This is a genomic window from Pseudoalteromonas porphyrae, from assembly GCF_001298125.1.
GTDB classification, from domain to species: domain Bacteria; phylum Pseudomonadota; class Gammaproteobacteria; order Enterobacterales; family Alteromonadaceae; genus Pseudoalteromonas; species Pseudoalteromonas neustonica.
The window spans coordinates 76,349-92,079 of the sequence record NZ_LHPH01000003.1; the positions used below are offsets into that span (position 1 = coordinate 76,349).

A 15,731-nucleotide genomic window follows, 5' to 3' on the forward strand; every position below is an offset into this window, starting at 1 on the left:
TTTTTATGCCATCGTACTCTTTTGCGTAGTATTTTTTATGTGCCCTATCAACATGTTTGGTGATCGCTTTATCTGCATTGGGATATGATCAACAGGTGTAAAAAGTTGCTTACTTAAATAACTGTTCATCTTTATTTTTTACTATTTCTACTGCTTTAAGGCAGCTTTCTTTTGGGATTGTTAAATCAATCTCTGCGTGGCATGTAAAGCTTGCTAATAGCGACAGTGGCAATAAGTATTTATTAATTATCCTTAAAATATTACGAATTAAAAGAGCTTATAAAGTTTGGTAAATTACTCGCGTTGATAATTACTATCACGATAAATAAGCCGACCATCAAGCCAATGTGCCGCTTAAATGGGTAAACCATTTCGCTTGTTCTATCTAATGAAACTGGGTATTGGTATTTCAGTAACGAATATACGAGGGCCTCACTATCAACACTCCAGTGAGAAAGTGCTATGCTCTGCCCTTTTGTAGTATTAAAAACAAGCGATATTAGGTGTGACCTTTTTGTAGTTCTGCCAATAGAGTCATCAATTGTGTCGTAATTGTAATTCCATTTAGCCTCGATGCTAACAATATCCTGTTTAGTTAATGTGCGCGGTTTTTTGTCGGTAAATAGTAACGCCGGCAGATAAAGCTCATCGCTATTTATTTTAATATCAATAAAAGGAGATGTTTTTACTAAATAATAGTTATGGCAAATAAATGCTCGTGCAAGCCAATAACTAAAATACGTTATCACCAAAAAAGCCATTGCAGGCTTCCAGTTTTGTGACGAAAAGGCAATAAATACGGTAAGCAAAGTAAAGCAAGCTACGGTGAGATAGACCGATTTTTTCTTACTCTCAGGAAGTGGCAGTGCACACCTTAAAATAGAAATATTATTTTTAGCTTCAGCATTACCTAAAATAGTATTTTGCGGGAATATTTTTGAAAACTTGTTTACTGTTGCTGAGTTTGTTTTTTCAGCCTCGGCTTCTTCGCGTTTAGCCGTATAAGCGCGCTCAAAAGTTGACAGTTTACTCACTACTAACTGCGCTTGCTTGGCTTGTTTAAAACACCTAAACGTGTAAGTGCTCAATTTGCCTTCTGGTGATGTGTAATTAATATCAATCACGCTAATAGCTTTATTATCTTGGCATGAAATTGTTTTAATCGTGCTAGTATCAATGGTGTGGTGACTATACGTGAAGATTTTTTTCTTAAAAAAATAAGCCCCCAACTTTACATCTATTTGATTATTGTGCTCATCAAATTTTAATCGATGTTGAAACATCAAAAGCGCAAAAATTAATATAACATCAAGCCCATCGCTTGTATTAAAAATCAAGCCTTGACTTAAAACACCTAGTACAAGCCCTGCTACGGTTAGCCAAATGAATAGCCATTTAATCGTTTCTAATAGTGATTTTAATATAATTGAATTAACCAAAATTCCCTCTTTAAATAAAAAGAGCATTAACGTTCCCTCTGTTTAAGTTTAGTATTGATAAACACTTTTAAATAATAACTTAAGTTGAAAATTTCTGCTTGAGCTAAAAAATTGATTTCAAATACCCTGCCCCTATCCAATACAAATAGAGACCTATCATTATAAAATTTCCACCCATTGACATAACCCGCATCAAAATAAACACAATACTGCCTCCACCATAGGTAAGGCCATACTTGTAACTCACGGGGTAGTCAAAATAAATGCACAGATAAAGCAAGTTTAATGTTGCGATGGTATTTGGCTTAATTGTATAGCGTTCATTGTTTTTTAAAACCACAACAGCTTGGGAGATGTGTGATTGCTTTGATTGATAACCTTGCCCGTTTGAGCGCATATACCCGTAGCTAAATTGTATGTAATTTATATCTGCTTTAGCCATTGTTAGCTGTTGCTGTTTAGATAATGGCTCGGTAACGATTGCTAGCTCATCTTTACTTACTTCAAACGCGGCTTTGTAATTAAAGCCATACCTTTGCCAAATTAACACCTTTCGTAAAAACCATAGTCCCAAGAATAAAGGAATATATATAAAAAACAAACCACTAATCCAGTCCTCTTCAACCCAAACATGACTATACAATGCAAGCGCTAACAATGCGATTGCAAATAAAAACTCAATTCCTAAATTTAGTCTAAATAATTTAGTCACTACCGGCATAGTGATTTTACTCGTAGGGGTTAAGGCGTCTTTTTCAGGTAAATTTACGAGCCTAAACCAAAACTTGTCATCTAATTGTATATCTAACTTTTCGCTTTGCATTGATAATCTCAACAATAAGTTGTAAAAAAGGTCATGTAATATCAATTACATGACCTTTTGTTTTAATATGCACGAACTAATCTTGCAGTAAATTAACCATATACCACTTACCGCCTTTTAGACCAAAACGGCATTTGTTATACACTGTGCGCTGCTCTTTAAGTCTTTTATCATAGGCATCAAATTTGTAATATATAAATGCCTGCTTTGTATATCCCCATCTTTCATACGTTTCTTCTACAACACTATACTTAGTGTCCTCAGAGTAGTTAACAAGCTTTGATTCAACAAGACGAAAGTTTTTTATACCATCGTACTCTTTTGCGTAGTATTTTTTATGTGTACTGTCAACGAGTTTGGTGATTTCCTTATCAGCATTAGGGATATGGTCAACCGGTGTAAACAGCTGCTTAAATAGCTGTTCATCTTTATTTTTTACTATTTCTACTGCTTTAAAGCAGTTTTCTTTTGGGATTGTTAAATCAAGCTCTGCTTGGCATGTAAAGCTTGCTAATAGCGGCAATGAAATTAGACATTTATTCATTATTTATCCTTAAAATATTAGGCTTGAACTATTCGATTGAGAAGCTAACCGTGTTACTTTTTCCAAACTGGTTGCTTACCCAGTAGCGCCAGCCACTTAGTTGACGTGGCGTTTTAACTTTAATGGTTTTTTCATCTATATAAATGCTATCAACAGTCACATTATTAAAATGAACATTCGTCTGCTCATTAAAATTTTCACCTATAAGAGTCATTGTTTTTCCAGCACTGATACTTCGCTTTTCGGTGCCTAAAATTGGGGCTTTACTCTGATTAACTTCAATCGGTAGGGCATCAGTAATAACCTCATCATGAGCTAGATATACGTAAGCCTCGCCTAACTTACTTGGCAGCTCTACACTTATATATGTTTTGCTTGCTTCAATTCTAGCTATGGTAGGTTTTAAGTTAATAAGATCATCAGGATATTGAAAAACAAGGACCAAATTTTTTGCATCAGCAGGTAAACCGTCTACTTCAAACTCTACTTTATCCCCAGCTCTAATAAAATCTCGAATAGAGTGCCCTTCAAAGGACATATTATAAACCCAGCGCACAAGTAAACGATTTTGATTAGGCCCTGTTAATTTAACAGTTTGAGATTTTTTACGACGTTGCGTATCGTAAATATCTAATATTAAATCGTCGTCATCATCTAAATCTAAGTGATCTAATTTTCCATCATCGTCAAAATCAAGTGAATAGTTAAAATCACCAATTTCCATTTCATCATCTATGGTATTCCCATCAGCATCACGGTCTATATAATTTGGGGAGCCATCTTTATCTAAATCTTCAATGCCTTCTATTTTATCAGAGAAAGAATCATCGTCAGAGTCAATATCTTGCCAATTAGGTATTCCATCACCATCAAAGTCTATGTCAGTACTACTATTTAATAAAACGTGCTCTAAACCATCTAAAATACCATCTTGATCTTGGTCATTCTTAATAAGGTTACTGCCAAATGCACGTTCCTTCTCATCATCAAAAGCATCTACATCTTCGTCATAAAATAGAACCATACTGTAGATTAAATCAGGGCCACCACCGTAATTATTATCCATTATACTTAGTTGATAACGACCTGCCTCAAACATATGAAAGTTAACAATATGCTTTCCAAATTTCTTATATTCGCTAATAACATACTTACTAATTACTCTGCCTTCTGAGTTTGATACATAAACTTGCGGGTCAAATCGTTTAGCTGCACTTTCGAATACAGCAGTGACCATAGTTCCATTATCAACGTTAAAACCATATAAATCGCCTTTGTCTGTTCTTGATGAAATAACGCCCTTAACTTTAAAACCTTTACCAAGCTCTACTGGAGTTGCAACAGATGGGTTATCGTTAGGTTCTTTTTCAAAATAAACAGGGTATTGAGTTTTACTCGCTTCAAACGGATAGTCATCTTGCTCATCAGGCACACCATCACCGTCTTCATCTTTATTTTGCCACGTACCTATATGGGTGGTTGGCTGAATGCTTTTTGCATGTGAAGTTGTTGTATAGGTTAGCGTGCAAAAAGCACAGCTAACGCTCAATAGCGAGAGGTAGAATAGGGGTATTTTCAAGAATCCATCCTTGTGGTTAATCCATAGCTCAGCTTATGAACTTAAACGATTTAATGACTTAATACAATAGCTTCAAAGAAATGGCTTAAGAAACAAAAAAGCATCACGTAAGTGATGCTTTTTATAATGAGTAACACACTACCTAAATAGTACATCTTCTCGGTTAAACCATTTAACACAAAATGCCAGTAACGCACCTGCAATAAGTGCGGTTGCTAAAAATATTAGCCCTACAAATGTGTAATCAACTGTGCCTTTAATTATATCTTTAATGGCTAGCGCAACGTTTGTTACTGGGATAAACGCGGTTTTAGCGGTCAATTCCATATTCGGCATTATTGAAATAATGATAGGGAAGAATACACCCATGCTTAATGGAGCCATGTAGTTTTGGGCTTCTTTAAACGTACGCGCATAAATTGAGATAGCTAACGCTAAAGAAGAGAATATGGCAGCCAGGGGAAGTAATAACACAAAAATCATCAGTAAATCGGTTACTGCTAACGTACTAAAAGCCGTTTTAATAAATTCTAAGTCGGCGAACGCCAATGCTACTGCAACCCACCCGCCCATACTGACGACGGTAATTGTGGTTGATGCAATAGATGTAGTCAGTAATGTGATAAATTTACCGAGTACCAGCTCTGTGCGTGTTATGGGTGTAAGCAACAATGTTTCAAGTGTGCCGCGTTCTTTTTCACCGGCACCTAAATCTATTGCTGGATAAGTAGCCCCCATTAATACTAATGGAATAAGTAGGTAAGGTAAAAAGCCACCAATTTTTTCTCCTAAGTTTTCGCGCTTATCGGCTGTATCTACTTTAACAACTTCAATTGGGTTAAGAATAGATTTGTGCGTAGACTCTTCTATCCCAAAACTTTTTAGCTTATCAGCTTGCAGTACGTCGCTGTATTCTTGAGCAAGTTCTTTAACCCGTTTAAATAAAAAATTTATTGATTTTGCATCGTTAAATACAACTTGCCATTTGCTTTGCTCACCGCCATCGAGCGTTTTTACAGCATTACTTGGCAAGTAAATTCCCATATCTATATCGCCGGCTGTAACACCTGCTTTAAGATCTTCTATTGTATTAAAGGCTTTACTGCCTTTATAGAGTTCAAAGCTTTTGTGGTAAAACACTTTGTCGGTAAATTCTTGTGCATATTCGCCATTAATAATTACGTATGTATTAACTTTTTGGTCCGCTTCAAGTGCGGCTTGCGAACTAATAAAAGCCATAACTGCAAAAATTATTGGGAAAATAAGTACTGGCAGTGCCACAACAAACATAAGGGTTTTTTTGTCGCGAAGGAGCTCTTTCAATTCCTTTTTATATACTTCAAACATTATGCTTCTCCGTTAATATGTTCATAAACGCTTGGTTTAGCTCTTCACTGTTACCTGCCTGTTTAAATTCTTCAACAGTGCCATCAAAGCAGCTGACCCCTTCGTTGATCACTGCAACTCGATCGCACAGTAACGCAACTTCATCTAAATGATGGGTTGAGAATATAACCGGTGTGCCTTGTGCTTTGAGCCCTTTGATAAATTCGATCACTGTTTGTGTGGTCATAATATCTAACCCCGTTGTCGGCTCATCGAGCACCACAACCGCTGGCTGATGAACGACTGCACGGGCAATATTTGCTTTTTGTTTCATACCTGTTGATAGGTTTTCTGCGCGTTTATCAATAAAGCTATGCATATCAAGTAGGTCGAATAATTCATCGCAGCGCGTTTTAATCGCGGCTTTATTCATACCATGTAGTTTTGCAAAGTATTCTATATTCTCTTTTACCGTTAAGCGTCCATATAAACCTGTACTACCCGATAGGAACCCAATGGATTTACGCCCAAATAAAGGCTTTTTAACAATATCTTCGCCAGCGATGTAAATGGTGCCTTCATCTGGTTTTAATGCTGTCGAAATCATGCGTAATGTAGTTGTTTTTCCCGCACCATTGGGGCCCAGTAAACCAAGCACTTCACCTTTAGCGCACTGAAAACTGACATCACGAACTGAATGAAAATAATCTTTATCTTCACGCGGATCTACTTTTTCTAATTTATTTTTTTTATGATCTTTCGTCAGCTTAAATTTCTTTTTAAGCCCAGTTACTTCTATCATATTCGTGTCCTTCGTTTAGGTCTAAAGTAATCCGTATTACTATAAAATTCTGAGTTATTATTATCATACCAACCAGGCACCCCTAACAGAGGCAATGGCGATAGCAGGCTGTTGTCCCTTAAACAGTTGTCAACACTAATCATCTCATAAAGCATTTGATCTATAAACTGATACTGCTGTGCTAAATCTTTACAAAATATGTCAGCTGGTACTTTTACAAATAACGCTTTACCCGTTAAGCCAATATAGGGTTTTGTGAGCATTTCATAATTAGCGTGCCCAAAAATATAGGGGAAAATTGTTTTTCCCCATAGCTCTCGTCGTTCAAAAAATGCCGTAGTCCATTGATGATTTTTGAGTAATTTAGGCCACGAATCATCACTTACAGCGAGTACAACGCCACACTCATCAAATAGAGTTAACGCGTTGCGATGCTTAGTTCGCTGCTTTGTACCGTGTTGAGTTATTTCTTCAATATGACGCTGGTTGATCAGTGACTTAGTTTTAGGAAATAAGCACCATATTAGCCCGCCAAATAAATCATGCCAGTTTTGTTGTCGTGTAGGTACTTGCCCTGTATCGAAGATTATTTGTTCGTAATAACGTTCTTCTTCACTAAAACATGCATCATCAACAAAGGTAATTGCTTGTTGATTGGCATTTTTAGCATCAAGAAACGATGTAAACCACGTACATTGAGGCCAGTCAGGTAAATTACTTACAGCAAATAATGTATTTAGATGATTAAATGCTCCACTTTCAAGACTTGCACTATGCCATTGTTCATAAGGGGTAAATCGTTTCATGAGTACCTTTAGCTTTACAGTTATTATGAGGTGAGTTTACCGCAAAAACTGGTTCTCTTTAACAGAAGTTCTTATACTAGACTCACTTAAAACAAAAAAAGAGCGACTATGAAACGTTATTTTTCTCTTACACTTCTAGCAACTGCTGTACTTGCAGGATGTGCAACAACAAGTCTTACCTCTGATGATGTTACTAAAGGCTATAACTCGATTAATGATGTGCAATTAGCCGAGCATATTAAAGTATTAGCATCTGATGAGTTTGGTGGGCGCGCTCCATCATCAAAAGGTGAAGAGCTAACGCTTGCATACCTCACTGAACAATTTACAAAGTTGGGTTATAAGCCGGGTAACGGTAATAGCTTTTTACAGGAAGTGCCTTTAGTCTCTCTTGAAGCTGACTCAAACATGGTTTTAAGTATTGGCGGTAAAGACTATCAATATAAAAAAGACATGGTAATGGGCAGTAGCCGCATTAGTCAAAGCCAAGCTATTAAAGATTCCGAACTTGTGTTTGTGGGTTATGGTGTAAATGCGCCTGAATACAACTGGAATGATTACGCGGGCATTGATGTTAAAGGTAAGACCGTGGTTATGCTAGTAAACGATCCGGGCTTTGCGACTAAAGATCCTGCTCTTTTTACTGGCGATGCAATGACCTACTATGGCCGTTGGACTTACAAATACGAAGAAGCGAGTCGCCAAGGGGCTGCTGGTGCAATCATTATCCATGAAACAGCGCCAGCTTCATACCCGTGGTCTGTTGTTGAAAACTCTTGGAGTGGCGAGCAGTTTGGTTTTCAAAAAGAAAACAACAATATGGACAGAGTTGCTGTAGAAGGTTGGGTGACAACTGATGTTGCTAAAGAGCTATTTAATAAAGCGGGTCTAGACTTTAACACTGTCAAAAGCAATGCAGCTAAAGGTGCTTACAACGTAGATATGGGTGATTTAACCGCTTCGGTTGCGATTAAAAACACGATTAAAAAATCTATTTCGTATAACTTTATTGCGACGTTACCTGGCAGTGAACTGGCGGATGAACATATTATTTATTCAGCGCATTGGGATCACTTAGGCACAGATAAAAACCGTAAAGGCGATCAAATATATAACGGTGCTCACGATAATGCCACGGGTACTGGTGGTATGATTGAAGTAGCAGAAGCATTTGCAACTTTACCTGTTAACCCTAAGCGCTCTATGACCTTTTTAGCGGTTACAGCAGAAGAGCAAGGTCTACTTGGTTCAAAATACTATGCAGCAAACCCAGTTATCCCTGCAGATAAAACAGTTGCAAATATCAACATGGATAGCCTAAATTTACTTGGTAAAGTAAAAGATATCAGCGTGGTTGGTATTGGTAAATCGCAAATGGACACGTTGCTTGCTACAGCTGCTAAAGCACAAAATAGAACCGTATCTGGTGATCCTAAACCGTCATCAGGTGGTTACTATCGCTCTGATCATTTTGCTTTTGCTAATATGGGTGTACCTGCAATGTATGCCGGTGGCGGAAGCGAAGCATTTGATGAAGAAACGGCTAATTATCGCAAGCGTATGAGCTTAGTGCTAAGAGGTTGCTACCATCAACCTTGCGACAGATACCGTGATGAGTGGAATTTATCTGGCGCAGTGCAAGACTTACAGTTATTTTATCAAGTAGGTTTTGATATTTCACAGCAAAGCGAATGGCCAACATGGAATGAAAATTCAGAATTTCAAAGAAAATAATGTAAATGATATTGATTTTCATTTGATTTAAATCTAAAGTGCAACCTATACAGTTTTTAGGTTGCACTTATGTTCTCTCACACACTACCAAAAATCGCTCTGCCCGCGACACTTTTTGTTAATAACAAACGTTTATTATTGCCGTTTTTATTATTATGTTGCTTAGCTTATCCCCCTATTAGAGATATTACATTAGCCTCAATGAGCGATGCTTTTTTTCAGGTTAGTGTATTTGTTGCCGCCACATTATTTATTTACTATTACGCCATTGATCGGCTTCCACAGTTAGAGTTGGGCTATTTGAGCCAAAAATCTCCTTTACTCGAGGTAAGCTTTGCATCATTTTTAGGAGCCTTACCCGGCTGCGGTGGGGCCATTATTGTTGTAACGCAATTCACTAAAGGGCAAGCCAGCTTTGGCTCTGTTGTGGCAGTGCTCACCGCAACCATGGGTGACGCTGCGTTTTTACTCTTAGCAACAAAACCCATCGAAGGTCTACTTATTATGGCTATCGGCCTTAGCGTTGGCGTTATTAGTGGGTCTTTAGTGAATGCTTTTCATGACAAAGATTATCTTCGTCCAGAAAAAAATGACTTTTGCGATGACTGCTTAAACAGTCCTAGTAGAGCAATTATTTTCAGTAAGTCGGTATGGCAAATAATTCTTATACCCAGCGTGATCATTGCTGTATTAATAGCGTTAAATACAGACTTTAACGCTATTAATAACACCCTTGCAGATTTAATCACTGTATTTGGTGCTGTAATGGCGTTACTTGCTGTTACTACTTGGGCATTATCTTCAAAAGGGCAAAGCTATCAAGAGATCACGTCTGAGGAGGAAACAATCAACCCGCCGTCTAAATTATATAAAGTGCTTCAAGATACCCACTTTGTAACAGCTTGGGTTGTCGCATCATTTATGCTATTTGAACTTTTAGTGACCTTTGCAGGGGTTGATCTTAAAGCATGGTTTACCCACTATGCTTACTTAGCTCCTTTAATAGCTGTAGCAATTGGCTTTTTACCAGGCTGTGGGCCACAAATCGTGGTAACGACACTTTATATACAAGGTATTATTCCTTTTAGTGCGTTAGCGGCTAATGCAATCTCTAATGACGGTGATGCCCTATTCCCTGCAATAGCGATGGCACCGCGTGCAGCATTAGTTGCAACAGCTTATTCAGCAATACCAGCGATGTTTGTTGGGTATGGTCTATATTTTTATGGGGTTTAAAATCGTTGATACACAGGCAGATAAACAAGAAAATTTAGCCTAATGTGTTTATTAACAATTGTTCCTGCATCAATAGAGCCGTAGACAAGCGTTTTATTGGCAATAAAAAAGCTCAGCAATTGCTGAGCTTTTATTTGAACGTATCAAAGTAATGTAATTAACTCATTGCCATCATCATTTTAGCTGGGCTTTCTAAATATGATTTCCATAGGTTATTAAATCGTGCGATTGTCCCGCCATCAATTACTCTATGATCGCCAGACCAGCTTACTTGCATGATTGCTGCGGATATCACCTGCCCTTGTCCATCAAAACGTGGTAAGTGCTGTAATTTACCTAATGCAACAATGGCGACTTCTGGTTTATTAATAATCGGTGTTGCAATTGTGCCCCCAAGCGCACCAATATTAGAAATGCTAATCGTGCCACCTTTGAGATCATCCGGACTAACACGCCCTTCTCGGGCTGAATCTGTTAAGCGAGACACCTCATTAGCAACCTCAACAATACTTTTACTTTGGCATTGTTTAATATTTGGTACCAGTAAACCAATTTTTGAGTCCACAGCCATACCAATATTGTGATCGTCAAAATAGGTGAGTTCAGTGCAATCATCATTTACTTTAGAGTTTAAAACCGGAAACTCTTTCATTGCCAATGATAAAGCTTTAATGAAAAACGGCATCATAGTCAGCTTAACGCCTTGCTGCTTATACTGCTCTTTGAGATCGCTGCGCAGTGCGATTAAATTTGTTAAGTCAATTTCATCGCAAAAAGTAAAGTGCGGGATAGTTGTAACAGAGGCAACCATCTGCTTCGCCATTGCCGCTTTAATGCCTTTAATTGGTTCAACGCGAGAACCACCTGTGCCATTTGCTGGGTTTTTACTCGTACTCTTATCAGCTGCGGGTTGTAACGGTGACGTATCAATACTATTTGGTACTTCACTTTTGATAAATTGCGCTATATCTTCTTTATAAATACGGCCATTTTTACCGCTGCCTGGCACTGTTGTTAAGTCAACATCAAGTTCACGAGCTTTACGACGCACTGCTGGAGAAGCCACCGCTTTTTTATTAATTACTGGTGCAGAAACTACTTTATTTTCTGATTCAATCGGCTTTTGTTCAACGGCTTTTGTTTGTGCTTTTACTAAAGCGTCATTTATATCAACAACGTTTGCTTGCGTACCTGCAATCGACATTTGAAATAACGGGCTGTGCACTTGTGCCACATCACCTTTGGCATAAAATAATTTAACAACGGTACCTGTGTATTTAGCCGGAATTTGGACTAATGCTTTATCTGTCATTACATCACACACAGCCTGATCTTCTTCTATCTTATCCCCTTCACTTACCAGCCATTCAACAATTTCACATTCAACAATACCTTCACCAATATCGGGGAGAATAAAGTCTTCAAGTTGTTCATCGCTTGTAACGGCAGGTGTGTCGGCTTCAACATTAACGGCTGATTCAACCACCGGTAAAGGAATATCACCCGCCACATCCATCGCAAAAAGTGGCGCATGCACAAGTGCAATATCGCCTTTGGCGTAATATAGTTTGCTGATCACACCATCATGAACCGCTGGAATTTGAACTAATGCTTTATCAGTCATCACATCACAGATTGGTTGATCTTCAGCCACAGTGTCACCTTCAGCAACAAGCCATTCAACCACTTCACATTCAACTATGCCTTCACCGATATCCGGTAAAATAAAATCTTTTGCCATGATAACTCCTAAAATTCGACCGATTGCTTGATTGCAGCAAGTACTTTCAACGCATCCGGCACATACTCTTTTTCAAGCGCTAATGGATACGGTGTATCTAAGCCGCACACACGTAAGATGGGTGATTCTAAATGTAAGAAACATTCTTGCTGAATTGTTGCCGCTATTTCAGCACCAAAGCCATTCGTGATTGGCGCTTCATGGCTGACCACTAAGCGGCCTGTTTTAGTTACAGACTCAGCAATCGTTTCCATATCCCACGGCAAAATACTACGTAAATCAATCACCTCACAGATGATCCCTTGTTCACTTGCTCGTTTAGCTGCATCTTCGATGATTTCCATCTGTGCACCCCAAGCAAGCAGTGTTACATCAGTACCTTGCGTGACCACTTCTGCTTTACCCAGTTCAATGCTGTAATCTTCTTCTGGCACCTCACCCGTTGACGCCCGATATAAACGCTTAGGCTCAAAGAAAATAACCGGGTTATCATCTTTAATCGATGCTCGTAGTAACCCTTTGGCTTGATAAGGGTTACGAGGAACCACTATTTTAAGGCCTGGCGTGTGTGCAAAATACGCCTCTGGTGATTGTGAATGATATAACCCTCCCGCAATACCACCGCCGTAAGGAGTACGAATCGTTAAGTTACCAACGTCGAATTCATTACCACTGCGATAACGAAACTTTGCGGATTCATTTACAATTTGGTCAAACGCAGGAAAGATATAATCTGCAAACTGAATTTCGGCCAGTGCTGGTGCACCAAATGCAGCGAGACCATTGGCAAACCCCATGATCCCCTGCTCTGTTAGTGGTGTGTTGAAGACTCGGTGTGAACCATATTTTTCTTGTAATCCCGAGGTCGCACGAAACACACCGCCAAAATACCCTACATCTTCACCAAAAATACATGCTTGAGGATGTTCGGCCATTGTAATATCAAGGGCTGAATTAATTGCATGTAACATATTCATTTTAGGCATTATTTAATTCTCCCTGCAGTGACTGGGTAGGCATCTGGGTGTTGCTTAATATGCGTTTTCAATTGTTCATACTGGCGTTGTAACGAAGGAATTGGCGTATCATATACATCTGAGACAAGCTCTTCTAAAGCGGGTTTAGCAACCACTTCAGCACGCTTTAATGCCGCAAGAATATCTTCTCGTATTTGCTCTTTGGCTTTGGTGTCTTCCTCATCATTAAGCCAATTTTTCTTAATGAGCCATTTACGAAAGCGCTCAATTGGGCAAGATTGAAAGTTTGCTTCTTCATCTTTAGAGCGATAACCACTAGGATCATCTGATGTAGAGTGCGCACCTAAGCGATAAGCAATTGATTCTATCAATACAGGCTCACCTGTTTTAGTGGCAATTTCGCGTGCTTTTTTGGTTGCCGCATAAACAGCTAAAGCATCAGCGCCATCAACACGAATGGTCTTAATACCGTAACCTACACCGCGAGATGCAATACCATCACCTTTAAATTGTTCATCCGCAGGCGTCGAAATCGCATAGCCGTTATTTCGAGCAAAAAATATCACAGGAGATTTATGTACTGCAGCCATATTTAAGCCGGCATGAAAATCACCTTCGGATGCAGCACCTTCACCAAAATAGCAGATAGTGACATTATCAATTGTGCTATTTAACTCACCCGTTTTTGCATCGATATGTTTGATTTTTTGTCCGTATGCATAACCCGTTGCTTGCGGTATTTGGGTACCCAACGGTGATGAGATAGTCATATAATTGAGGGCGTTTGAACCATAATGGATAGGCATTTGACGTCCTTTACCTAAATCCAATTCATTTGAAAACATTTGATTCATAAACTGGTCAAGTGTAAAACCACGATAATGCAATGCCGCTTGTTCACGGTATTGCGCCATGATCATATCGTCTTGGTCCAGTGCCGCCGCCGATGCAGTGACGGCTGCTTCTTCACCCAAGCATTGCATATAAAAACTAACGCGGCCTTGACGTTGAGCTGCTTGCATTCGTTCATCTAATGCACGAATAAAACGCATAGTTTCATATAATCGCAGCGCCGTACTTTCATCAATATCAGGTGCGGTAGCCCCTGTGTGAATATCGCCGTCCTCATTTAAGATGCTTACGGTCGGAATATTCAGCGCATGACCATCAATAAATGCAAGATCATGACTAATATTCACCGATACGTTATTTGGATTACTCATAACCTACCTTCTTTTGTTGTCGAAAACAGTGCAAGTCACTTGTTATTATTGGATGTGACCTACAGGATAAACTTTGCAGAAACTGCACTGTATTTAAATTAAAGCTGCCGACACCTTACGTTAACGTAAAGCGTTATTCAACTAATCATAGACGAAACAAAGTTAATTGGCGAGAGTTGGGCTGGAAAGTTAACTATACATTCAAATTAAACATTTAAAATCATATAGTTAACTCTTTATTTTGGTTGGTTAATACAATTTATTAAATAATATTATCTGTGTTTTTTAATGGTATTACGGTTAACAATGCACGCTGACCAAGGGCTACATCAGCATTTGGAAATATAATTGCCTCACCATCGACTTCAGCGTAATAACAGGTCTGACCATCGGTTGCGAGTAATTCACCTTTAGCAAAACCAGTAAAATTCTCGGCGTCATCGGAAAATGGAAACGAAAATACGTGTTCGGTCCGATTAATTGAACGATGAACTGAAAACAGTTCAAAATCACTTGCATCAAATTCTTTATAAATCACTTCTTTTTGGCTAATTAATGCAGTGAGTGTTTGCTTTGTTTTTTCAAAGCGACTCATATCATTTTCGCCAAAAGGCTTGACCTGCCCAAGTTCAACTGTAAACGAATCAGCGCCATGCACAAAAGATGAATAATAGCTAAAGGTCGTCGCGGCTGATTTCATCATAAGGACTGTATTTACACCGCAGCTAAGCAAAAATTGTAATTGCGCTTTCTTCCATGGTTTGCCATGTAAAAAAGGATAGACTGCAAACTTATCGTTTTTTGAGCCACGTATTGCCGTGTGTAAGTCATAATGGCATCGCTGACTTACTTGCGAGCCACGATAATAAAAATCACTAACGTATTGTTCAAGTTTCGCAGCTCTGACACGCTCATTATTCATTGGTACACCTTCAACTGTATGATGACCATTAAATAAACGGTTAAGGTTTTCACCTATAAAGCGTTTGCCAATATTGATTGATTGCGGGTTACCAAAAATAAACAAAGCGCGTTGTGCTAATTGCAAATCGCCGCTAATGATCCGCTTAATTAATTCATCGCAGATTTCAATTGGCGCGGTTTCGTTGCCATGGATTGCACTCGAAAGTACCACATCTTTCGTAGTGATGCCTTTTGGTTGGAACTCTATAACCCCCGTATCATGCACCGTTACTGCTGTACCGTTATCCAACGTAAAAGTACTGGCATCTAAGTGCCATTCATTGTTACGACTGAGCGTTAAAAAATCACCATTTTGTTTTAATTCATTTAAGTAACTTAAATTGGCTGACATACTTTTAAAGCCTTTATTTTATTGTGTGAATGAGAAACAAAAACGGCTGATTAAATCAGCCGTTTTAATAATGTATTATACCCAAGCCACCTCAATATATGAGGTTCAGTTGGACGTTTCACAGACGTTCCTTTCATTGTTGTTACTTATCAAAAGGACTATCAAAAGGGACAGCCATTATTGCAA

General features: G+C 38.6%; 13 protein-coding genes. 2 read left to right on the forward strand and 11 right to left on the reverse strand.

All coding sequences use genetic code 11. The annotated features are described in order from the left end of the window. Positions 1-260: 260 nt before the first annotated feature. The 7 genes from ADS77_RS03555 to ADS77_RS03585 form a co-directional block, all read right to left on the reverse strand. On the reverse strand, positions 261-1,466 hold the full coding sequence (locus ADS77_RS03555) for a hypothetical protein (RefSeq protein ID WP_054453028.1): 1,206 nt from the start codon (positions 1,464-1,466) through the stop codon (positions 261-263). Between the two features lie 76 nt (positions 1,467-1,542). Continuing rightward, entirely contained in the window at positions 1,543-2,262 is a 720-nt protein-coding gene (locus ADS77_RS03560) for a hypothetical protein (RefSeq protein ID WP_054453031.1), read from the reverse strand. A 76-nt stretch (positions 2,263-2,338) separates the two neighbouring features. After that, positions 2,339-2,806 carry a hypothetical protein gene (locus ADS77_RS03565; RefSeq protein WP_054453033.1) on the reverse strand — a complete coding sequence of 156 codons (468 nt, stop codon included), beginning with the start codon at positions 2,804-2,806 and terminating at the stop codon, positions 2,339-2,341. Positions 2,807-2,834: 28 nt separating this feature from the next. Continuing rightward, positions 2,835-4,385, reverse strand: coding sequence for an IPT/TIG domain-containing protein (locus tag ADS77_RS03570; RefSeq protein ID WP_235575700.1), 1,551 nt, complete (start codon positions 4,383-4,385; stop codon positions 2,835-2,837). Between the two features lie 138 nt (positions 4,386-4,523). Beyond that, positions 4,524-5,732, reverse strand: coding sequence for an ABC transporter permease (locus tag ADS77_RS03575; RefSeq protein WP_054204648.1), 1,209 nt, complete (start codon positions 5,730-5,732; stop codon positions 4,524-4,526). Further along, positions 5,725-6,513: an ATP-binding cassette domain-containing protein gene (locus ADS77_RS03580; protein ID WP_054453037.1), complete on the reverse strand. Its 789-nt coding sequence runs from the start codon at positions 6,511-6,513 to the stop codon at positions 5,725-5,727. Before ADS77_RS03580 ends, ADS77_RS03575 begins: the two co-directional genes overlap by 8 nt. Beyond that, the gene (locus ADS77_RS03585) at positions 6,510-7,319 is read right to left on the reverse strand and encodes a DUF3025 domain-containing protein (protein WP_054453039.1); all 810 of its coding nucleotides are present in this window, start codon (positions 7,317-7,319) and stop codon (positions 6,510-6,512) included. Before ADS77_RS03585 ends, ADS77_RS03580 begins: the two co-directional genes overlap by 4 nt. Before the next feature lie 108 nt (positions 7,320-7,427). Between ADS77_RS03585 and ADS77_RS03590 the strand changes: the two genes are divergently transcribed. Further along, positions 7,428-9,053, forward strand: a complete 1,626-nt coding sequence (locus ADS77_RS03590; RefSeq protein ID WP_054453042.1) for a M28 family metallopeptidase — start codon at positions 7,428-7,430, stop codon at positions 9,051-9,053. Between the two features lie 69 nt (positions 9,054-9,122). Continuing rightward, entirely contained in the window at positions 9,123-10,289 is a 1,167-nt protein-coding gene (locus ADS77_RS03595; RefSeq protein WP_054453044.1) for a putative manganese transporter, read from the forward strand. Positions 10,290-10,446: 157 nt separating this feature from the next. On the opposite strand, the gene ADS77_RS03600 is transcribed toward ADS77_RS03595, so the two are convergent. The 4 genes from ADS77_RS03600 to astE all read right to left on the reverse strand — a co-directional run bounded on the left by ADS77_RS03600 (position 10,447) and on the right by astE (position 15,545). Further along, entirely contained in the window at positions 10,447-12,030 is a 1,584-nt protein-coding gene (locus tag ADS77_RS03600) for a dihydrolipoyllysine-residue acetyltransferase (RefSeq protein WP_054204653.1), read from the reverse strand. Positions 12,031-12,038: 8 nt separating this feature from the next. Further along, positions 12,039-13,016: an alpha-ketoacid dehydrogenase subunit beta gene (locus tag ADS77_RS03605; protein ID WP_054453046.1), complete on the reverse strand. Its 978-nt coding sequence runs from the start codon at positions 13,014-13,016 to the stop codon at positions 12,039-12,041. Next, a complete protein-coding gene (locus ADS77_RS03610; RefSeq protein WP_054204655.1) occupies positions 13,016-14,230 on the reverse strand; it encodes a thiamine pyrophosphate-dependent dehydrogenase E1 component subunit alpha in 1,215 nt (404 codons plus the stop codon). The genes ADS77_RS03605 and ADS77_RS03610 overlap by 1 nt, the downstream gene beginning before the upstream one ends. A 262-nt stretch (positions 14,231-14,492) precedes the next feature. After that, a complete protein-coding gene (gene astE, locus ADS77_RS03615) occupies positions 14,493-15,545 on the reverse strand; it encodes a succinylglutamate desuccinylase (RefSeq protein WP_054453049.1) in 1,053 nt (350 codons plus the stop codon). Positions 15,546-15,731 lie beyond the last annotated feature (186 nt).